Source organism: Cecembia rubra, from assembly GCF_003014575.1.
GTDB lineage: Bacteria > Bacteroidota > Bacteroidia > Cytophagales > Cyclobacteriaceae > Cecembia_A > Cecembia_A rubra.
In genome coordinates this window covers 39,830-59,988 of sequence record NZ_PYGF01000002.1, presented here as the reverse complement: position 1 = coordinate 59,988, position 20,159 = coordinate 39,830, and the positions used below count along the sequence as shown (strand labels likewise).

Below are 20,159 nucleotides of genomic sequence, written 5' to 3'. Positions count from 1 at the left end.
GTTAACTGTTAATTGTGAATTACCAATAGTTCATCAGATTATAAATCCGCAATATCGCATCAGGAAATTACAAATTTTGAGATACAGGGCTCTTTGGGATTTGTAATCCCGAAGAGTGATACTAAAGACTTTTAATCTTTGTTTAATTTAAGGTTTTGCGGATTACAAATCCGCTTCATCACTTCACGAAATTACAAATTTAGAGAAGCTTCCGAAATCCGAAATTCCGTCTTATTTATCGCTTCTAGTCTCCCGCCTCTCCTTTTAATCCAATTTCAAGACCGCCATAAACGCTTCCTGTGGCACTTCCACATTACCTACCTGCCTCATTCTCTTCTTACCCTTCTTCTGCTTTTCGAGGAGTTTACGCTTACGGGAGATATCACCACCATAACACTTGGCCAAAACGTTTTTCCTCAATGCCTTGATGGTCTCACGGGCAATGATTTTGGTACCGATAGCTGCCTGAATTGCAATTTCAAACATCTGTCTTGGAACCAACTCCTTCAGTTTTTCACAAAGTCTCTTGCCCCATTCGTAGGCTTTGTCCCTATGTACAATGGCAGATAGTGCATCTACTACTTCCCCATTCAACATCACATCTAATCTTACCATATGGGACTCTTTAAAGCCTATCAGTTCATAATCCAAAGAAGCGTATCCTCTGGAGATGGTTTTTAGCTTATCAAAGAAATCAAAAACAATTTCTGCCAAAGGCATATCAAAAGACAGCTCTACCCTATCGGATGTCAAATATACTTGGTTTTTGATCTGACCTCTCTTTTCCATACAAAGCTGTATCACTGGCCCCACATATTCGGAGGCAGTTATGATAGTAGCCTTCACAAAAGGTTCTTCAATATGCTTGAATTTATTGGGATCGGGCATATCAGATGGCGCATTGATGACCTCGTACTCATTGTTGTTCATCAAAGCCCTGAATTGTACCGAAGGAACGGTGGTAATCACTGTCATGTCAAACTCACGTTCCAATCTCTCCTGGATAATTTCCATATGGAGCATACCTAAGAATCCGCAACGGAATCCAAATCCAAGGGCCGCCGAAGTTTCAGGTTCCCAAACCAAAGAAGCATCATTAAGTTGAAGCTTTTCCATAGAAGCCCTGAGTTCTTCAAACTCCGTAGTATCCACAGGGTAGATCCCAGCAAATACCATGGGTTTCACATTCTCAAAACCTTTTACAGCAGTTTCACAAGGTCTTTTGACATGGGTAATGGTATCTCCCACTTTAACTTCTTTCGCTACTTTGATACCTGAAATCAGATAACCGACATTCCCAGCAGCTAAAGTTTGTTGAGGAATTTGATTTATCCCCAAAATTCCGATTTCATCGGCATCATATTCCCTACCTGTATTGACGAATTTGATCTTATCCCCTTTATTGATAGTTCCATTAAAAATCCGGAAAATAACTTCTACACCACGGAATGAGTTGAAAACAGAGTCAAAAATCATGGCCTGAAGCGGAGCTTCGGGATTACCTTCAGGTGCCGGAATTCTCTCCACTACAGCATTCAGAATATCTTCAATACCGAGTCCTTCTTTTCCTGAAGCAAGAATGATATCTTCTCTTTTACAACCTATGAGATCGATTACTTCGTCTGCCACGACCTCTGGATCAGCTCCTGGAAGGTCAATCTTGTTCAAGACAGGAATGATTTCAAGGTCATGACCTATGGCCAGGTATAAGTTTGAAATGGTCTGGGCTTCGATTCCCTGAGAAGCGTCCACAATCAGTAATGCCCCTTCACAAGCGGCGATTGAACGGGATACCTCATAGGAAAAATCTACGTGCCCCGGGGTATCAATCAGATTGAGGACATATTCTTCCCCTTTGTAATTATATTTCATCTGGATAGCGTGGGACTTGATTGTAATCCCTCTTTCACGCTCCAAATCCATATTGTCCAACAACTGGTCCTGCATCTCGCGCTCACTTACCGTATTGGTAAACTGCAGCAAGCGGTCTGCCAATGTACTCTTCCCATGATCAATATGGGCGATGATACAGAAATTTCTAATTCTTTGCATATTCATACTGGCCGCAAAAATAGATAAAATTGTGGGTATTATTGATATACCTTCTGTCAGTATCAAGTTAAATTTAATAATACATTTTTGAAGGAAGCCTGATGCTCCATAAACGGAATTGTGGAAACATTTTGTTCTGATAAAATGACAAGATATTAAGATACAAGCAAGTTCATCACTTTTTTTGGCTACTATTTCTGAGGCAGAATTGTTTTCTTTGTCCCAAAATCATAACCATATGAAAGCCGTTGCAGATAGGAAAAGAAAGCAGAACATAGCGGAATACATCATTTATATGTACCAAATGGAAGACCTTCTTAGGGCTTATCAGTTCAATTTGGAAGATATTGGCCAATATGTAGTGAGCCACTATCCAATTTCAGCTAAAGAAAAACAAGAAACAATTTCTTGGTTCCAAGACCTCTCCGATAAGATGATTGCTCAGCATTTAGAAAAAGGAGGACATATACAAGAGACCCAATTCTTTGTGGATGCTTTAGCAAGGCTCCACTGGGAGCTACTTAAAAAAGATAAATCTTATTTTGAAATATACCAGGAGGCCAAACCCCATCTTATCCAATTGATAATGGAAGCCAAAAATGAAATCCCTACAAATGAAGTGCAGCTCTTCCTAAATGCAGTGTATGGCAGGCTACTTGCAAGACTTCATGGCAGGGAAATTCCCCAGGAAATTTTGGATGCTACAGAAGTATTCGGCTCAGTACTGAGTTATTTGAACTTTGCTTATTTTGATGAACTAAAAGATTCAGCAAGCTCCTGATTCAATACAACCATTCATAAATACTTTTATAACATCCCTTCTCTTCAATATAATCCAGGAATGCCTGATAAAATGAATGGTGACTCAAGGTGGCGCTGTCCCCTAATACAACTAGCTTTCTTTTGGCCCGGGTCAAAGCCACATTCATTCTTCTGGTATCCGAAAGAAAGCCAATCTCCCCCTTGGAATTGGACCTCACCAAAGAAATGAACATAATATCTCTCTCCTGCCCCTGAAAACCATCGATTGAGTCGATAGTCAACAATTCTGAAAAAGAACGTAAATTTGGATATTGATAGGATTCAAAAAGCAGTTCATTGAATTTCCTCACCTGTGCCCGATAAGGGGCTACCAAACCAATATTCCATTGATGGGATTTAATTTTTGCAATGCCCACCCTTTTGATCAATTCTTCGAGGTATTTTAAGGCAAATTTGGCTTCTTCGGTATTGCAAGTACTCAAAGATTCCTCCTCCACTTGTTCGCTGAACCCACTGCCTGCAGTATCTATAAATTCCAATACTGGTTCATCTTCAGATAGAAAATGACTTTGTGCTTTCTCCGCCGCCTTCAATTCATTCTTATAAAAAAACCCGTTAGAAAACCCCATAATCAATTTGGGCATCCTGTATTGAAGTTTAAGCATCTTGGAAGCCTGGGCTTGCCTCTTGATCACCTTTTCAAATAAGGTTTCACTCAAGCCACTTTTTGCCGCTTCAAAGGACTTTATAGTGGGAGGGAGTTGGAAATGATCTCCAGCCATCACCACCCTATCTGACTTTTGAATTGGTATCCAGGTAGCTGCCTCAAGTCCCTGGCCTGCTTCATCTATGAAAACAATCGGAAACTTCATTCCCTTTAGTGCTGAATTGGAGGCACCTACCAAAGTAGATGCAAAAACTTGGGTTTGCTGAAATACATCATATACAATGTATTCTTCCAGATGTTCTGCTTCATCCTTCAACCTATTGACTTCATCAAAAAGCCTCTTTCGCTGCAATCTTTCTTCTGGCCCAAAGCTTCTTTTATATTTCTGACCTAATTTCCTAAATTCATCAGCCTTCTTTTTGAGCATTTTCAGTTCCTTATAATTGTCATGAAGGGCAATTTTAGCATCCAAAGTCTGCGAGAGAATATGGTCCTCCACCCTTGCCGGATGGCCTATTCTTAGGGTTGAAACGCCAATGCCCTGAAGCTTTTCCACCAATAAATCTACTGCTGCATTACTTGGGGCACAGACTAAAACCTGTTTATAAGTAGCCAAGCTTCTTTGGATTGCTTTGACCAAGGTGGTGGTTTTACCTGTTCCTGGAGGACCATGGATAATAGCAATATCCTTAGCAGCTGCAACCAATGCCAAAGCTTCTGACTGGCTTTCATTCAACATGGAAATATCGGGGGATTGCATTTCACCAAAATCAGCCACTTTTTCTCCCAAGAGAATATTTTTCAGCTCGGCCAAACGGCTATTTTCTGCCTTAATAACAGCCTTCATAGCTGCCTCCATCTCTCTGTAACTCGCCTCATCAAACAAGAGATCGATTCCAATTTTCCCTTTATTTAACCATTCTGGCAATTCCTCTATCTGCAAAGTAACTGTCATCACATCCTTTTTTACCTGATTGATGACTCCATTGATTCTTAAATCAGGAGAAATATGGTTTTGATGGTTTGAAAAAATGGAAACAGATTTTCCCGACTGGAACATATGGCTTTGGCTGGTATCAAACCTCTCAAGCTCCACAATCCAGCGTTCTCCAAATCCGATTTTGGATTTTTTTAACTGAACCGGATACCAGCAAATCCCTTCTTCTTTTTTGTCTGATATTGAGGTATATAAAAATTTCTTTTTGAACTGCTCTAAATCCTCACCCCATTCCTGTTTCAAAAGTTTTAAAGAATTTTTTAATTCTTCCTGAATATTTGACATATTTGGCTAAATTTAGCACAAATCTAAGATTTAAAACCAAGCATTTTATCACTGCTTAGAAAAACGTGAATTATCTAGCACATGCATACTTGTCTTTTGGAGAGCCAAAGGTTTTGGTGGGAAATTTTATAGGAGATTTTGTTAGAGGATCCATAGAAAAATCCTACGAAAAAGAAATAGTGATAGGTGTCAAACTCCATTGGTCCATAGACAAATTTACAGACAATCACCCAGTAGTAAAAGAAGCCCAGGAAATCCTCAAACCTGAATATGGCCGATACTCTACTGTTATTACAGACATGTACTTTGATTACTTTCTTGCCAAGTATTGGAACAATTACCATCATCTTCCACTTCAGGATTTTGTGCAGGATGTTTATGAAACCATAGATAGCTTCAGAACTGTAGTACCCGAAAAGTTCATGAAAACCTTTGCTTATATGCGCTACTATAATTGGCTTGGTGGATACGGAGAATTGGACGGTATTAGACGAGCCATGACGGGTATGGCCAAAAAGACAAAATTTCAGTCTAATCTGGATACGGCCCATATTTTCCTAGATGAACATCATGAATTCCTAAGGGTTCATTTTGGTGATTTCTTTGAGGATCTTGTCAGCCATTCGAAAAACAGACTTTTTGAACTCAAGTCTGAATTGAGCCCAGTATGATACACTGTAAACCCAAAACCAATACCTATCTAGCCCTAGGTTTGGTCTTACTTATTTTATTTAGTGGCTTAATTTATATCCTGAATCACTTCAGCACTCAAAGAACATTCGGTTTATCTTTTTATCTGATCGCATCAGTAATTCTGACCTTAGTAATCCTGCTATTATTGATCAAAATGATGGCCGCTTTTAAATTTATATCGGCGGGTAAAGAAAAAATCATAACGACATTTCCATTAAGGAAACGAACAACAGTCTATGACCTCAATCAGGTGATGATTTGGGATGAAGAAATAATGATTTCCAACAAAAGAGAGTTTAAGCAATTAACCATAGCTTTTGATGACAAAACTTCATTTATGATAAGCAATCATGAGCATGTCAATTATGATGATTTTGTTCAATACCTTCAAAAAAAGATCCCAAAGAAAAAGGTAAGCGCCATGAAAAAAATCAAAAGCGGACAGCAAAAGAAGCAGTAATTGCTGTATTACCCTTACTGAATCTTGCACCAGGCAATGAAAAATCAGCTTTGGGACTAATAAATTGCCTAGCTTCTAATCTTATCAGCGCCTTATCCCGTACTGGAAAATCCAAATTGGCTGACAATCCGGAAATTTTCATACTTTCATTCAATATGATGGCACTTGGGTCGGAATAATATTCAGCTCTTCCTGCAATTACCAACTTTTCCCAAAATGTTTTTTTGATGGATGCAGTCAATCCATACCACTCTTTGACCCCAATAAAAGTCACTTCCTGAATCCCGTAATCTGTACCTAGGGTAAGCCCCCAATCAGCCTTTTCATATTGGAGATAGAAGTTATTGAAGAATCTCCAAGCGGGAATTGGGTCCAGACCTTCATTCCCTACATAATTGGAATAGTTCACCACCAAGCCTTCTACGGGTCTGTGATTTATCCCTATCCCCAGACCTATACCCCTACTTCTATCCTGCCTTTGGACATTTTGCCAGCCATTAGTCGCCCAAAGAACCAAGTCCAATTTAGGGTTAAATTCATAAGAAAGTCTGGCACCTGTCAGAAAATAAGGAGAATTTTCTGCCATAAGACTTCTGCTCAAATGCCAACAATCCATTCCATACCAGCTTTCAAATCCAATATGGGAAGGCATTATTCCTACATCTAACCATAATTTATTGTGAATCCTAACACCTACCGAAGCCTCATTGACAAATTGCGCCCATGTAGGTTCATTTTGAAGATTATATTGGGCATAATTTCCTGTCATTAATGCAAAACTGGACCGGATGTTCCCTTCTTCATAGGTGACTTTCAACAAAGCCAAATTAAAACTAAACTCATTATGTCTAGCAAAGTTGTATAAGAAATCCGGTCTTTTGTTTTCATCAGGCTGGTTAAAATCATAGGAATAGTAGGACTCCAAATAACCCGATATTGATAAATTTTTAGAATTACCCTTTTGGGAAAATACCCACAGCGGGCTACCAAAAAGAAAGAGGGTCAATAAAAACTTCATAATTGAAATTTAAAGAAAAAAACCCGGATATACTTACCCGGGTATCTTTTAGCTACTTTCTTGTACGGAAGTTTTTATCGTATAATTCAATGCTTTCTTTGATAATTCGGCAAGCTTCTTCTTTTCCTAAAAAGTCCTCTACCTTAACTTCTTTATTTTCAAGCTTCTTGTAATCTTCAAAAAACCTATGTACTTCTTTCATCAGGTGCGGTGGTAATTCATCAATATCACTGATATAATTTACAGATTGGTCATCTGCAGCGACTGCGATAATTTTATCATCCGCTTCTCCACCATCTACCATTCGCATTACTCCGATCACTTTGGCCTTCACCAAAGTCATAGAAGGTATATCTATCTGAGAAATAATCAGGATATCTAATGGGTCCTTATCATCACAAAAGGTCTGGGGTATAAACCCATAGTTGGCGGGGTAATGAACAGCAGAAAACAAAACCCTGTCCAGCAGCAGCATTCCTGTTTTTTTATCCAATTCGTACTTCCCTTTGCTACCTTTTGGAATTTCTATCACTCCCATTACATACTCAGGAGCATCTTCCCCTATTTGCACATCGTGCCATGGATTTATCATAACGAAAAACTTTTTATATAATCTGGGATGTAAAATTACTGCCAAATACCTTTTAAACAAAGAGCGCATGGCCTTTTTCCGTACTGAGCTCAAATTAACAAGCCCAGTTGAAATTGTGAAATATCACTTTTGGCCCTTTCAATCTATTCTAAATGGAGTATACTATCCCCACATTAAAGACTAAAACCAGATCCTTGAACAATAAATTATTTTGAAAAGGTACAACCGACCAAACACCTGTTTTATTAAGAGAATAAAAAATTGAAAAACTAAAAACTAAAAAAAAATTAACAAGTCCATAAATATTTCGATATTTGGAAAACCTAAGCCTAGCAGTTCTATATAGGTTTGGTTTTTATTTTCGGCCAAGTCACATAAAAGCTTATTGCCCACAATGCCAAATAACAAAGCAGAAAAAATAAAAATCCTGTATGTAGATGACGAAGAAATCAATCTTCAGGCATTCAGGACAACTTTTAAGCATGATTTCGAAATTCAACTTGCTGCTTCTTCAAAAGATGCCTTACAGATATTAAGCAATAAATCATTTGACATTATCATTTCTGATCAGAGGATGCCCTCAGAAACGGGCCTTGACTTTTTGACTACGGTCATGAATGAATACCCAGAACCGATCAGGTTGCTTTTAAGTGCATATTCGGACATACAACTTGTTCAGGAAGCCATTCAAGAAGGTGTCATTTACCATTACCTCACCAAACCTTGGGATGAAGCTTACTTCAAAAACATCATTCGTAATGCCTATGAAACTTATTGTTTGAGGAAAGAAGTCAAAAACCTACAAAAAGAAATTCTAGATCTAAAAAGGGACTTTGAAATCCCCTCAAAATAAGCCCTGTGTTTTAATACCTTGCAGCTAACAATAACTGGAGCTCTTTATGCGTCATGGAGAATTTCCTGGCTAAATAGGCATTTGTAAGACTGCCTCTGTAAGTGTAAACACCCTTCATGAACCATTTATAGTTAAAAATCATCTCTTCAGCACCTCTCAGATCTGCCATTTGAAGTAAAATAGGTGTAAAAATATTGCTGAGCGCGGCAGAGGCAGTTCTAGCTACTCTGGAAGCAATATTGGGTACACAATAATGGATCACACCATGTTTCACATAGGTCGGATTTTCATGGGAGGTCATTTCTGCTGTCTCAATACAGCCACCTTGGTCAATGCTCACATCGATGATTATACTTCCCTCCATCATGCCTGAAATCATTTCTTCACTGACTACAATCTTGTTTTTTCCTTTTTCGGCTCTAAGAGCACCTATGACTACATCTGCCTCTTTAAGGGCTTGACCTAGGGTATAATTATCTATCGTAGATGTGTAAACTTGCTGCCCTAATAGCTGCTTGATTCTTCGGAGTTTATAGATATGGTTATCAAACACTTTTATACTTGCCCCTAAGCCTAAAGCAGTCCTGGCCGCATATTCAGCTACTGTCCCGGCACCCACAATTACTACTTCTGTGGGCGGTACTCCAGTTATCCCTCCTAATATTAAACCCTTACCCTCATGAACGCTGCTCAAATATTCAGCAGCGATAAGCATGACCGTACTTCCTGCAATTTCACTCATTGCCCTGACCACAGGCATCCCCCCAACTTTATCTTCTAAGTGCTCAAAGGCAACAGCTGTAATCCTTTTTCTGTTTAGCCCATGAATAAAATCAGGGTGCTGTTTACCTAATTGTAATGCGGAAATCAGACATGAACCAGCTTTCATGTATTCAATTTCTTCAGTGGTTGGCGGCTCTACTTTCAGGACCACTTCAGCATCAAAAGCTTCTTTGGCAGAATAGACCACCTTGCCACCAGCATCAGAATAATCTTTATCAGAGAATTTGGCATGTAGACCAGCATTGGTCTCAATAACTACCTGTTGACCATTATTGACCAAAAGAGCAACTGCCTCGGGTGTCAACACTACCCTTTTTTCCTGAGCGGCTGTTTCCTTAGGCAGACCAATTACCAAGGAATTTTTCGAAGTTTTTACTTTTGCAGGTGCTTCTTTTGGATAAATCCCTATACCCTCTGTTAAATCAACCATTTATTTCGCCATTTAATACCTTTTGCAAACTGATAATCCGTTCTCCATTTTCTGCTGTTTCAATCTGAATAAATACAAAATCTGAAGGAATAAAGGCAGGTATTTTTTCGGCCCATTCCAACCAGCAGATATTCCCACTATAGAAATACTCATCAATTCCTATTTCCAACACTTCATTTGGGTCTTCAATCCTATAAAAATCAAAATGATAAAATATTTGACCTCTTGGATTTCTGTACTCATTCACAATGGAAAATGTAGGTGAAGAAACTACATCCTCAATTTCAAACCATTTAGAGATGGCTTTTATCAAAGTAGTTTTTCCTGCCCCCATCTGCCCTTTAAATACCCAAATCTTGTCCTCCCCACAGAATTGGATTACCTGTTCAGCTGTTGTACCCAACTCGTCCAGGCTTTTACAACGGATAATTTTCAATCTTTTATATATTCTTTGGAACCAGGTGAACTATTGGAATTATCATTTCCTCTAATGAAACTCCCCCATGCTGGAAAGTATCTTTGTAGAAATTTACATAATAATTGTAATTGTTTGGATATGCAAAGAAATAATCTTCTACCGCAAAAACATAACTGGTAGAAACATTAAATTTTGGAAGCTTGGCTTCTTCTGGTTTCAAAATTTCAAACACCTTCCCACTTTCATAATTGAGGTTTTTGCCCTGCTTGTACCTCAGGTTAGTGGTGACGGTCTTATCTCCGATAATCTTATAGGGTTTGTGTACCCTTTTTGTACCATGATCTGTAGTGACAATCACCTCAGCTCCAACATCATTTATTTTTTTGAACAGTTCAAATAAAGAGGAATGTTCAAACCAACTTCTGGTCAATGACCTATAAGCAGATTCATTGGGGGCAAGTTCCCTTATCATCTTCATATCGGTTCGGGCATGGGACATCATATCCACAAAATTATAAACCAACACATTCAGGTCATTGCTCATCAGGTTCTGAAATTGATCCAATATCAGTTTACCCTGATGAGCCTGAAGTATTTTGTTATAACTGAATTTAATATTTAGCCTGTTTCTATGAAGATTTTCTCCCAGGAATTCATCTTCATTATTATTTTTCCCTTCATCAGAATCCTCTCCTTCCCACAATTCTGGATGAAATCTTGCCATTTCAGAAGGCATCAATCCGCTGAAAAGTGAATTTCTGGCATAAGCGGTAGTGGTAGGTAAAATACTGAAATAAGTGCTATCATCATGAACATTGAAGTAAGCTGAAATCAATGGCTTTAGCACCTCCCATTGGTCTAATCTCAGGTTATCAATCACAACGAAAAACAAAGGTTTTCCGGGACTTATAAAAGGGAAGACCTTTTCTTTCATGAGTTTGGGAGAAAGTATGGGGGCATCAGATCGGGAATCATTCAACCAATTCAGGTAATTGGATTTGATAAATTTGGAAAAAAGGGAATTGGCTTCAGTTTTCTGGGTTTCCAAAACCTCCTGCATGCTTTTATTTTCGGTTTTATCTATCTCAAGCTCCCAATAGGTCAGCCTTTTATAAATATCTGTCCATTCCTGATGGCTCGAAGCATCATTACAGGCCATGCTAATATTCATAAAATCCTGTCGATAAGAAAGATTGGTCCGTTCCGAGATAAGCTGTTTGTTTTGAAGGATTTTCTTGACAGATAATAAGATCTGATTTGGATTGATTGGCTTGATCAGATAGTCTGCTATTTGCCCACCAATGGCATCATCCATGATCTGCTCTTCTTCGCTTTTTGTAATCATGACCACTGGAATCTGCGGCTTAATCATTTTGATCTGCTGCAAAGTCTCTAATCCTGTCATTCCGGGCATCATTTCATCTAAAAAGATAACGTCGAAATTTTGATCTTCTACCATTTCAATGGCATCTACCCCACTATTGACTGTAATAATATCATATCCCCTTTGCTGGAGAAAGATGATATGTGGCTTTAGCAGGTCTATTTCATCATCTGCCCAAAGGATTTTAGATTTTTGCATATAATGCCGTTTATTTCTTTTAAAATTATAATTACTTTTGGAACCAATCAAATGTCTGGGACTTTGAAAAGCCGGAAAATATTGAATGATCCTGTTTACGGATTTATAACTATCCCAAGTGAACTTATTTTTTCGATTATTGACCACCCTTACTTCCAAAGGTTACGTCGGATTAAGCAACTTGGTTTAACTGATTTCGTTTATCCCGGGGCTTTACATACACGCTTCCACCATGCAATTGGTGCCATGCATCTCATGAGCATCACATTGGACAATCTACGCCATAAAGGCAACGAAATTTCGGATGAGGAATATGAGGGGGCATTGATAGCTATTTTGTTACATGACATAGGCCATGGGCCTTTTTCCCATGCCCTTGAATTTTCTTTGTTACAAAACATCCCCCATGAATCCATTTCCCTTTTGGTCATTGAGGAGTTGAACAAAGAATTTGGCGGACAACTGGATCTTGCGATTAAAATTTTTAAAGGTCAATATGAAAGAAAGTTCTTTCATCAGTTGGTTTCAAGTCAACTAGATATTGACAGATTGGATTACCTTCAAAGAGACTGCTTTTTCACCGGAGTTTCTGAAGGCACAATTGGTGCCGACAGGATCATCAAAATGATGGATATTAAAAACGACCAATTGGTCGTTGAAGAAAAAGGGTTGTACAGTATAGAGAATTTCCTAAGTGCCAGAAGATTAATGTACTGGCAGGTTTATCTTCATAAAACCACCGTTTCAGCTGAGAAAATGCTGATCAATCTGATTACCCGTGCGAAAGAAATTCAACAAACCAGGGGTAATTTAAAAGCCACAGCTGAACTAATACATTTCCTGGAAAATGATTTTAGGCTTTATGATTTCAAAAATTCTCCGGAATTGTTGAAGGTATTTCTTGGCCTTGACGATTACGATATTTGGGGAGCAGTAAAATTGTGGAAAAATGAACCAGATTATATTTTAAGAAATATTTCTGAAATGTTTTTAAGGAGAAAGTTGTTCAAAATAACCTTAAGAAATGAAGAGTTTGGAGAAGAAGAGCTTGCAGCGATGAAAAAGAAAACCCAGAATAAGCTATCTATACCATTGAATGACCTTCATTATTTCTTTACTCAGGGTTCCATCAGCAATTACGCTTATCTGACCAAAGAAAGGATTTACATCTTGACAAAAAAGGGTCAAATTATCGATGTGGCACAGGCAGCTGATCTACCGAATATCAAAGCCATGAGCAAAATTGTCAAGAAGCATTACGTATGCCAAGCCAAAAGTTTAATTTTGTAGCCAAATTCGAATTTACAAATGGAATTTACTTTAGACCAGATTGCAGCCCTTATTAACGGCAAAGTGGAAGGTGATGGAAGCCTTAAGGTAAGCCGCTTGGATAAAATTCAGGAAGGTAAACCAGGGGGAATAGCATTCCTTTCCAATGAAAAATACGAGCAGTTTATTTATGAAACAGAGGCAACAGCAGTGATTGTTTCTGAAAACTTTAAACCCGCCCGCTCAATCAAATGTAATCTGATTCGTGTAAAAAATGCTTACACAGGCTTCTCCCAACTTTTGGAGGCATACTCCAATATCACCAAAATGGGAAAAGTAGGTGTGGAACAGCCATCCTATTTTGACGAATCAAGTGTTCAGGGTGATGCAGGTTACAGAGGGGCATTTTCATACGTAGGCAAAAATTGTAAACTTGGAAATGGGGTGAAGATCCATGCCCACAGTTATATAGGGGACAATGTCAAAATCGGTGACCATACGATAATCCATCCGGGCGCCAAAATCTGCAGTGATACAGTCATAGGAAGTCACTGTGAAATCCATCCAGGCGCAGTAATTGGATCTGATGGTTTTGGATTTGCCCCTCAAGAGGATGGCTCCTACAAAACTATTCCTCAGATTGGCAATGTCATAATTGAAGATTATGTAAGTATTGGCGCCAATGCCACCATTGACTGTGCTACAATGGGAAGTACATTGATCAAGAAAGGGGCCAAAATTGATAATTTGGTTCAAATTGCCCACAATGTGATTGTTGGAGAAAACACCGTTATTGCCTCTCAAACAGGCATTTCAGGTTCTACTGAAATTGGAAACAACTGTGTAATTGCAGGCCAGGTCGGCATAGTTGGACATATCAAAATAGCAGATAAAACTACGATAGGGGCAAAAACAGGTATTTCAAGAAACATAAATGAAAGTGGAAAAACTCTATTTGGATTCGTGGGATTTGACATCAAAGACTTCCTGAAATCCTATTCCATTTTCAAAAATCTACCCAGTCTTCAGGATAGAATCAAAGAACTGGAAAAAAAACAATAACTTTACGGCCTTATTTGCAAAGTACTATTTAATCCGATGAGGGTAAAACAACATACTATTAAGAAGCAAGTCACTGTATCAGGTGTTGGGCTTCACACTGGAGTAATTTCCAATTTGACATTTTTACCGGCTCCTCCTAACCATGGTTTCAAGTTCCAAAGAATTGACCTTGAAGGAATGCCTATTATAGATGCAGATGTCGACAATGTAGTTGATGTATCCAGAGGAACTACTCTAGAGCAAAGTGGAGCTAGAATATTCACTGTAGAACACGTTTTAGCGGCTTTAGTTGGCCTTGAAATAGACAACGTACTCATGCAAATTGATGGCCCGGAACCACCGATTATGGACGGATCCTCCATTCAATTTGTTGAAATCCTGGAATCAGCCGGGGTCGAAGAGCAAAATGCTTTAAGAAGGTTTTTTGAAGTTCCAGAAAGTATCACTTACAGGGAGCCTTCCAGAGAGGTAGAATTGGCCGCCCTTCCTTTAGATGACTACAGGGTTACGGTGATGGTTGATTATAATTCCCCGGTATTGGGTAGTCAACATGCCTCAATCACCAATATTTCTCAATTTAAATCAGAAATTGCTTCTTGCAGGACTTTTTGTTTTTTACATGAGTTAGAGACGCTATATAATCAAAATCTGATTAAAGGAGGAGACCTCAACAACGCAATTGTAGTGGTAGACCGGATAGTGGAAGACTCTGAATTGGACCACCTGGCCAAAATGTTCAACAAACAAAAGGTAGAAGTCCGTAAGGAAGGCATCCTTAACAATGTTGACCTGAGATATAAAAACGAACCTGCCCGACACAAACTTCTTGATGTTATTGGAGACCTTGCTCTGGTAGGAAGACCGCTAAAGGCTCAGATATTAGCTGCTAGACCGGGTCATGCGGCTAATGTGGCTTTTGCAAAAAAATTAAAAAGAGCTTGGGAAAAAATTGGACCTACACATATTCCATATTACGACCCCAAGCTTCCTCCAGTAATGGATATTAACCAAATCAGCAATATTCTTCCCCATAGATACCCTTTTCAATTATTGGACAAGGTTATCTATTTGGATGAAACTGTAGTAGCCGGGGTAAAAAATGTCACCATGAACGAGCCTTTTTTTATGGGCCACTTTCCAAATAACCCGGTGATGCCTGGTGTATTGCAGGTGGAAGCAATGGCTCAAACGGGTGGTATTTTGGTATTAAGTACCGTTGAAGACCCAGAAAACTACTGGACATACTTCCTGGGGATTGAAAGCTGTAAATTCAGAAAAATGGTTTTACCAGGTGACACTTTGGTATTCAAATGTGAATTACTGGCTCCCATAAGAAGGGGCATAGCCAAAATGAAAGGTGAAGCATTTGTTGGAAATACCTTGGTCTGTGAAGCCGTAATGACCGCCAGCATTGTAAGAAAAGAATCATGATCAGCAAACTAGCCCATATAGACCAAGACGCCAAGATTGGCCAAGGTGTTCACATTGATCCCTTTACCATGATCCATGGTAATGTAGAAATAGGTGAAGGTACATGGATAGGTTCAAATGTCACCATTTACCCAGGAGCCAGAATCGGCAAAAACTGCAAAATTTTTCCCGGTGCAGTTTTAGCAGCCGTCCCTCAGGATCTTAAATTTCAAGGAGAAGATTCTACCGTAGAAATCGGAGATAATACGACCATTAGGGAATGTGTGACCATCAGCAGGGGAACTTTAGACAAAATGACCACTAAAGTAGGTAGCAACTGCCTCTTAATGGCTTATGTCCACATCGCCCACGATTGTATTGTTGGCAATAATGTTATCATCGCTAACGCCGTACAGGTAGCTGGCCATGTAACCATTGATGATTGGGCAATCATCGGAGGCAGCAGTGCCATCCATCAATTTGTTAAAATTGGAATGCACTCGATGATTTCAGGAGGATCATTGGTAAGAAAAGATGTGCCACCTTATACAAAAGCAGCTAGAGAACCTTTAAGCTATGCAGGAGTAAATAGCCTTGGATTAAGGAGAAGGGGATTCTCAGCAGAGTCCATAAGCCATATTCAGGAAGTATATAGGTACCTCTTTCTAAATAGCTTGAATAACAGCAGGGCACTTGAAGAAATAGAAATCAACCTTCCTGCCACCAAAGAGAGGGATGAAATTGTCAACTTTATCCGATCTTCAGAAAGGGGAGTTATGAAAGGATACATCAGTTAAGGATGTTGGATATTAGGTTAAATTCCATTGGAAAACGCTTCCAATATGACTGGATCTTTAAAAACCTTAGTTTAGAAATCCCTAAAGGTTCCTTTTGTGCAATTACCGGAAGTAACGGCTCAGGCAAATCAACCTTAGTTAAATGCATTGCCGGGCTAACCCCGTTAACAGAAGGTAAAATAGAATACACATCGGAAGGTCAAAACATCTCTGATACAGAAATTTTTAATTTTTTATCAATTTCAGCCCCTTATATGGAATTACCGGAGGAATTTACATTGTTAGAGCTCCTCCGTTTTCATTTCTCTTTTAAAAAACCCATCAATCAAATGGAACATGAAGAAATGATGGAGAAAATGTATCTGATCGAGCATAGATATAAACCTATCAATCAATTCAGTTCGGGAATGAAACAAAGACTAAAACTGGGCCTTTGTTTTTATTCGGATGTCCCATTGATTCTATTGGATGAACCAAGCTCTAATTTAGATGAAAAAGGTTTACATTGGTATTTAGAGCTGATTGGTGAATATGGACAAAACAAAACTATTTTAATCTGCTCCAATGAACCTAAAGAGTACGGTTTTTGTCAACATAAAATCCATGTGGAAGATTTTAAGCTTAAGCATAATCTTTGAATTTTCATTCTTTTTTATAATTTTACGACGATTAAAAATTAAATTTTCAATGAAAAAAATCTTTTTTAGCCTGATCCTTATCAGCTGGACAGTTTTTTCTACTTCATGTGGTGAAAAAAAAACAGATCCCGTACCTCAAAAAACTCCTGAGGAGTTAGCCATCGAAGACCTCACGGGAGGCACATCCCAAACATGGACTGTATCGGGAGGGGGGTCTGTTCAACGGGACGGAAGGTCTGAGACCAATATTTATCAGAATTTTGAAATCACCTTTTCAGCAAACAACAGCAGTAAAACCTACCAAACCTTCAATAACAATAGCCTTTTCGCAGCTAATGGAAATTGGGAGTTTGTAAGTGGTCGGGTGGACAGGATCAGGTTATCAGGCACTGCACCTGCATCAGGCCAGGAAATTTCTTTTAACAGAACCGGTAATGATCTGAGGCTCCAGTTTAATATCCCAGTACCAAATGCCCGTATTGAAGCTGTAGCAGGAGGTTATGTATTCAATTTGAGGAGAAGGCAATAATCGTACTCTAACTTAGATAAACAAAGTCCAACAGCATGAACTGTTGGACTTTGTTTATTTTATGACTTTAAGGTAATCAAAGTAACGCCCGCACCTCCGCGGTCAGCATGTTCATCTTCCAATTTAGAAACCGATTTCATACTCCTAAGAATATTTCTTGTAACTTCACGTAAGACCCCATCTCCTTTTCCATGAACTATCCTTAAATCCTTCAATCCTAACATATATCCATCATCGACAAAGTTTTGCACCATACTTAAAATTTCTTCTGCCCTTTTCCCTCTGATATCAAGATTCGGTGAAAATTCCATCATCTTGGCATTGGCATCATAACCTGATTTTTTGATAAAGGACTTTTTCTCCTTCTTCATTTCAGCATGCGAAATTTTCTCCAAACGGTTGAGTTTGACGGTAGATTTAAGGTCTCCTATGCTGATTTCGGCTTCCTTTTTCTTTATACTTAGAACCTGGGCAATTGCGCCATTATCCTTTAACCTTACATAGTCCCCTTCCTGAATTTCGCCACCAATAACTTTAATTTCTGGAGCTAATGAAATCCGTTTTTCAGGCTTCACTTCCTGTTTTAGGGTTTCTATCTCCTCCCTTACCCGTTTAGAAATGGCTGTATCAGCTCTGCTTTCTTTTATTTCCTTAATGGATGCTTCTATTTTTTTATTTACCTGATCCAAAAGTGCCTTGGCTTCAGCTTTTGCTTCCTGGATGTACTGTTTTTTATTGTTTTCAATTGTTTCCTTAAGCTGATTGTATTCTTTCAGTCTTTGCTCCAGCAACCTCTCTTTTTTTTGAGTCTCGGAAATCAACTGCTCAAATTTCACCTTTTCATTTTCCAACTTTGTCAAAAGCCTGTCATATTTCACCCTTTCTTCCCCTATATGCTCTTTTGCATAGGCAATGATTTCCTTTGATATTCCGATTTTTGAAGCAATCTCCAATGCGAAGGAACTTCCGGGTTTTCCTATTTCCAATTGATACATGGGTTCTAACTTATCTACATCATACCTCATGGCCCCGTTTACCAAACCCTGACTTTTGGAAGCCACTTGCTTCAGGTTGCCATAATGGGTGGTGATAACCCCATAAGCCCCTGTTTTATTCAAAGCCAAAAGTATGCCTTCAGCTATTGCCCCTCCAAATTGAGGCTCTGTACCAGTACCAAATTCGTCTATAAAAAGTATCGTCTTTTTATCAGAGAATTGAGCAAAGTACTTCATGCTCAACAGGTGGGAACTATAGGTACTCAGATCATTTTCAATATTCTGCTCATCACCGATATCGATGAAAAAATTATCAAACAGACAACAGACAGAATGTCCGTCCAAAGGAACCAATAACCCGCTCTGTAGCATGTATTGGATCATTGCCACTGTCTTTAAAGACACAGATTTCCCTCCTGCGTTGGGGCCTGAAATGACCAATAACCTCCTATTATGATCCAGTTGAATATTCAAAGGCACTATACTCTTCCCTTGTTGCTTCAAAGCAATTTCCAACAAAGGATGCCGGGCATTGGACCAATTGATATGCCTGGTCTTTTCAAGAATAGGCCTATTAGAGGCTGTCTTGATCGCAAACTTAGCCTTGGCTCGAATGAAATCAACCATACCAAGAAAATGAAATGCTTTCCTGAGTTCGGGAATATAAGGTCTAAGGACATCTGTAAGCGTGGTAAGGATTCTCTGAATTTCCCTTCGCTCCATGTATTCAAGGTCTTTCAGCTCATTGTTGATATCCAATACCTCTGCAGGCTCCAAAAAGACAGTCTGTCCAGTGGCAGATTCATCATGGATAAATCCTTTAATTTTGCGCTTATTTTCCGCCAAAACAGGTATGACCATTCTCCCGCCCCTAATAGTAATAGAGGCATCTTCCGGAGTGTAACCTTTGGATCTGGCATCTTTAAAAATTCTCTCTAAGACTTTCCGAAGCCTGTTTTCCTCATAGAGAATCTGGGACCTGATCAAGGATAGCTCTCTGGATGCATTATTTCTTATCTTCCCCTTTTCATCAATTATCCTTTCGATTTCCCTTAATAAATCATTGTTGAGATTTACAAGTCCCAGAAGTTCAAAAAGCTGTGGGTAGACCTCTTCATGATCCAAAAAGAACTCAATACACCTGCTCAGGGTAAATAAGGCCAGTTTGATTTCATGAAAATCCTCTTCATACAAAAAAGTACCCGGAACCTTAGCCCTTTCCAGATAGGGATAAATATTGGTGAAATTGGAAGATGGAAAGAACTCACCTGATTCTATAATTTTTTTAAACTCATCAGTCTGATCCAAAAGTCTGTTAACCAGTTTCAGGTCTTTAGAAAAGGACATCTTATCGACAAAATCCATTCCTAAAATACTGGTACACTCCTCTTTGAGTAGTTCCCTAATCTTTTGAAAGTTGATCTTTTCCTCGAGATTTTTCGGATATAACATGGGTATTATTGGTTTCCGGACTTTTCAATTACATGTAAAGAATCTATGGTCCTTGCATACAAGCGATCCATAGTTTTGGCATCTCTCATGTAATATTCCAAACTTCTTCTAAAAACAGAATCCGGGATTTGGTGTTTTTCAAATATCTCCTTTTCAAACAAAGGGTAAAGCACTCTGGAAGAATCGTAGTGGACAGGAAAGGTGCTGACCAATCCTTCAACAAAGTGAATTTCCACAAGTAATTCCACCATTTTGTCTTCATCCAAAATGCCTTCAGGAATTTTGTTTTTATTGCAGGAAAGAAGCACTAGAAATAAAGCGCCACGTAAGATCACATTTTTCACACTGTAAAAATAAGACTTAAAAATTGATTTTGGATAATGTTGGTCAGAAGGGAATCCAAACCTTAAATTAT

19 protein-coding genes are annotated in these 20,159 nt (G+C 38.8%); 10 read left to right on the top strand and 9 right to left on the bottom strand.

Annotation, left to right across the window (positions count from 1 at the left end; genetic code table 11):
* Window positions 1–264: 264 nt before the first annotated feature.
* The gene (gene lepA, locus CLV48_RS05085) at window positions 265–2,058 is read right to left on the bottom strand and encodes a translation elongation factor 4 (RefSeq protein WP_106566195.1); all 1,794 of its coding nucleotides are present in this window, start codon (window positions 2,056–2,058) and stop codon (window positions 265–267) included.
* A gap of 232 nt (window positions 2,059–2,290) precedes the next feature.
* Between lepA and CLV48_RS05080 the strand changes: the two genes are divergently transcribed.
* Entirely contained in the window at window positions 2,291–2,833 is a 543-nt protein-coding gene (locus CLV48_RS05080) for a DUF4924 family protein (protein ID WP_106566529.1), read from the top strand.
* A gap of 1 nt (window position 2,834) precedes the next feature.
* Here the strand turns inward: CLV48_RS05080 and CLV48_RS05075 are convergent, their stop codons facing one another.
* Entirely contained in the window at window positions 2,835–4,763 is a 1,929-nt protein-coding gene (locus CLV48_RS05075; RefSeq protein WP_106566194.1) for an AAA domain-containing protein, read from the bottom strand.
* Window positions 4,764–4,828: 65 nt separating this feature from the next.
* On the opposite strand from CLV48_RS05075, the gene CLV48_RS05070 reads away from it, so the two are divergent.
* Complete coding sequence (locus CLV48_RS05070; protein ID WP_106566193.1) at window positions 4,829–5,434, top strand: acyl carrier protein phosphodiesterase; 606 nt, start codon at window positions 4,829–4,831, stop codon at window positions 5,432–5,434.
* On the top strand, window positions 5,431–5,916 hold the full coding sequence (locus tag CLV48_RS05065; protein ID WP_106566192.1) for a hypothetical protein: 486 nt from the start codon (window positions 5,431–5,433) through the stop codon (window positions 5,914–5,916). Before CLV48_RS05070 ends, CLV48_RS05065 begins: the two co-directional genes overlap by 4 nt.
* Here the strand turns inward: CLV48_RS05065 and CLV48_RS05060 are convergent.
* Complete coding sequence (locus tag CLV48_RS05060; protein ID WP_106566191.1) at window positions 5,888–6,934, bottom strand: outer membrane beta-barrel protein; 1,047 nt, start codon at window positions 6,932–6,934, stop codon at window positions 5,888–5,890. The genes CLV48_RS05065 and CLV48_RS05060 overlap by 29 nt on opposite strands.
* A 52-nt stretch (window positions 6,935–6,986) precedes the next feature.
* Window positions 6,987–7,526, bottom strand: a complete 540-nt coding sequence (locus tag CLV48_RS05055; protein ID WP_106566528.1) for an inorganic diphosphatase — start codon at window positions 7,524–7,526, stop codon at window positions 6,987–6,989.
* A 394-nt stretch (window positions 7,527–7,920) separates the two neighbouring features.
* On the opposite strand from CLV48_RS05055, the gene CLV48_RS05050 reads away from it, so the two are divergent.
* Entirely contained in the window at window positions 7,921–8,379 is a 459-nt protein-coding gene (locus tag CLV48_RS05050; protein WP_106566190.1) for a response regulator, read from the top strand.
* Window positions 8,380–8,389: 10 nt separating this feature from the next.
* Here CLV48_RS05050 and CLV48_RS05045 read toward each other — a convergent pair whose 3' ends face one another.
* Genes CLV48_RS05045 through porX form a run of 3 tightly spaced genes read right to left on the bottom strand, consistent with a single transcriptional unit; the run spans window position 8,390 to window position 11,592 of the window.
* Complete coding sequence (locus CLV48_RS05045) at window positions 8,390–9,592, bottom strand: alanine dehydrogenase (protein WP_106566189.1); 1,203 nt, start codon at window positions 9,590–9,592, stop codon at window positions 8,390–8,392.
* Window positions 9,585–10,028, bottom strand: a complete 444-nt coding sequence (gene tsaE / locus CLV48_RS05040) for a tRNA (adenosine(37)-N6)-threonylcarbamoyltransferase complex ATPase subunit type 1 TsaE (protein WP_106566188.1) — start codon at window positions 10,026–10,028, stop codon at window positions 9,585–9,587. The genes CLV48_RS05045 and tsaE overlap by 8 nt, the downstream gene beginning before the upstream one ends.
* A 4-nt stretch (window positions 10,029–10,032) precedes the next feature.
* A complete protein-coding gene (gene porX / locus CLV48_RS05035; RefSeq protein WP_106566527.1) occupies window positions 10,033–11,592 on the bottom strand; it encodes a T9SS response regulator signal transducer PorX in 1,560 nt (519 codons plus the stop codon).
* A 51-nt stretch (window positions 11,593–11,643) separates the two neighbouring features.
* On the opposite strand from porX, the gene CLV48_RS05030 reads away from it, so the two are divergent.
* From CLV48_RS05030 to CLV48_RS05005, 6 genes are read left to right on the top strand one after another with little or no spacing between them, the layout of a single operon-like run.
* Window positions 11,644–12,882: an HD domain-containing protein gene (locus CLV48_RS05030; RefSeq protein ID WP_211299901.1), complete on the top strand. Its 1,239-nt coding sequence runs from the start codon at window positions 11,644–11,646 to the stop codon at window positions 12,880–12,882.
* An 18-nt stretch (window positions 12,883–12,900) separates the two neighbouring features.
* On the top strand, window positions 12,901–13,923 hold the full coding sequence (lpxD, locus tag CLV48_RS05025) for a UDP-3-O-(3-hydroxymyristoyl)glucosamine N-acyltransferase (RefSeq protein WP_106566187.1): 1,023 nt from the start codon (window positions 12,901–12,903) through the stop codon (window positions 13,921–13,923).
* Between the two features lie 36 nt (window positions 13,924–13,959).
* Window positions 13,960–15,354 (top strand): bifunctional UDP-3-O-[3-hydroxymyristoyl] N-acetylglucosamine deacetylase/3-hydroxyacyl-ACP dehydratase, encoded by a 1,395-nt coding sequence (locus tag CLV48_RS05020; RefSeq protein ID WP_106566186.1) that lies wholly within the window; start codon window positions 13,960–13,962, stop codon window positions 15,352–15,354.
* On the top strand, window positions 15,351–16,130 hold the full coding sequence (gene lpxA, locus CLV48_RS05015) for an acyl-ACP--UDP-N-acetylglucosamine O-acyltransferase (protein ID WP_106566185.1): 780 nt from the start codon (window positions 15,351–15,353) through the stop codon (window positions 16,128–16,130). Before CLV48_RS05020 ends, lpxA begins: the two co-directional genes overlap by 4 nt.
* A 2-nt stretch (window positions 16,131–16,132) precedes the next feature.
* Entirely contained in the window at window positions 16,133–16,768 is a 636-nt protein-coding gene (locus CLV48_RS05010) for an ABC transporter ATP-binding protein (protein ID WP_106566184.1), read from the top strand.
* Window positions 16,769–16,817: 49 nt separating this feature from the next.
* A complete protein-coding gene (locus CLV48_RS05005; protein WP_106566183.1) occupies window positions 16,818–17,297 on the top strand; it encodes a hypothetical protein in 480 nt (159 codons plus the stop codon).
* A gap of 59 nt (window positions 17,298–17,356) precedes the next feature.
* Here CLV48_RS05005 and CLV48_RS05000 read toward each other — a convergent pair whose 3' ends face one another.
* Complete coding sequence (locus tag CLV48_RS05000) at window positions 17,357–19,744, bottom strand: endonuclease MutS2 (protein ID WP_106566182.1); 2,388 nt, start codon at window positions 19,742–19,744, stop codon at window positions 17,357–17,359.
* 5 nt (window positions 19,745–19,749) lie between these two features.
* On the bottom strand, window positions 19,750–20,088 hold the full coding sequence (locus CLV48_RS04995; RefSeq protein WP_106566181.1) for a DUF4296 domain-containing protein: 339 nt from the start codon (window positions 20,086–20,088) through the stop codon (window positions 19,750–19,752).
* Between the last annotated feature and the right edge of the window lie 71 nt (window positions 20,089–20,159).

Coding starts and splice junctions, on each gene's coding strand:
- CLV48_RS05045 (WP_106566189.1), bottom strand. CDS start 9,592: ATGGTTGATTTAACAGAGGGTATAGGGATTTATCCAAAAGAAGCACCT.
- CLV48_RS05050 (WP_106566190.1), top strand. CDS start 7,921: ATGCCAAATAACAAAGCAGAAAAAATAAAAATCCTGTATGTAGATGAC.
- CLV48_RS05080 (WP_106566529.1), top strand. CDS start 2,291: ATGAAAGCCGTTGCAGATAGGAAAAGAAAGCAGAACATAGCGGAATAC.
- CLV48_RS05065 (WP_106566192.1), top strand. CDS start 5,431: ATGATACACTGTAAACCCAAAACCAATACCTATCTAGCCCTAGGTTTG.
- CLV48_RS05005 (WP_106566183.1), top strand. CDS start 16,818: ATGAAAAAAATCTTTTTTAGCCTGATCCTTATCAGCTGGACAGTTTTT.
- lpxA (WP_106566185.1), top strand. CDS start 15,351: ATGATCAGCAAACTAGCCCATATAGACCAAGACGCCAAGATTGGCCAA.
- CLV48_RS05030 (WP_211299901.1), top strand. CDS start 11,644: ATGTCTGGGACTTTGAAAAGCCGGAAAATATTGAATGATCCTGTTTAC.
- lpxD (WP_106566187.1), top strand. CDS start 12,901: ATGGAATTTACTTTAGACCAGATTGCAGCCCTTATTAACGGCAAAGTG.
- CLV48_RS05075 (WP_106566194.1), bottom strand. CDS start 4,763: ATGTCAAATATTCAGGAAGAATTAAAAAATTCTTTAAAACTTTTGAAA.
- CLV48_RS05020 (WP_106566186.1), top strand. CDS start 13,960: ATGAGGGTAAAACAACATACTATTAAGAAGCAAGTCACTGTATCAGGT.
- CLV48_RS05060 (WP_106566191.1), bottom strand. CDS start 6,934: ATGAAGTTTTTATTGACCCTCTTTCTTTTTGGTAGCCCGCTGTGGGTA.
- CLV48_RS05000 (WP_106566182.1), bottom strand. CDS start 19,744: ATGTTATATCCGAAAAATCTCGAGGAAAAGATCAACTTTCAAAAGATT.
- CLV48_RS05010 (WP_106566184.1), top strand. CDS start 16,133: ATGTTGGATATTAGGTTAAATTCCATTGGAAAACGCTTCCAATATGAC.
- lepA (WP_106566195.1), bottom strand. CDS start 2,058: ATGAATATGCAAAGAATTAGAAATTTCTGTATCATCGCCCATATTGAT.
- porX (WP_106566527.1), bottom strand. CDS start 11,592: ATGCAAAAATCTAAAATCCTTTGGGCAGATGATGAAATAGACCTGCTA.
- CLV48_RS05055 (WP_106566528.1), bottom strand. CDS start 7,526: ATGATAAATCCATGGCACGATGTGCAAATAGGGGAAGATGCTCCTGAG.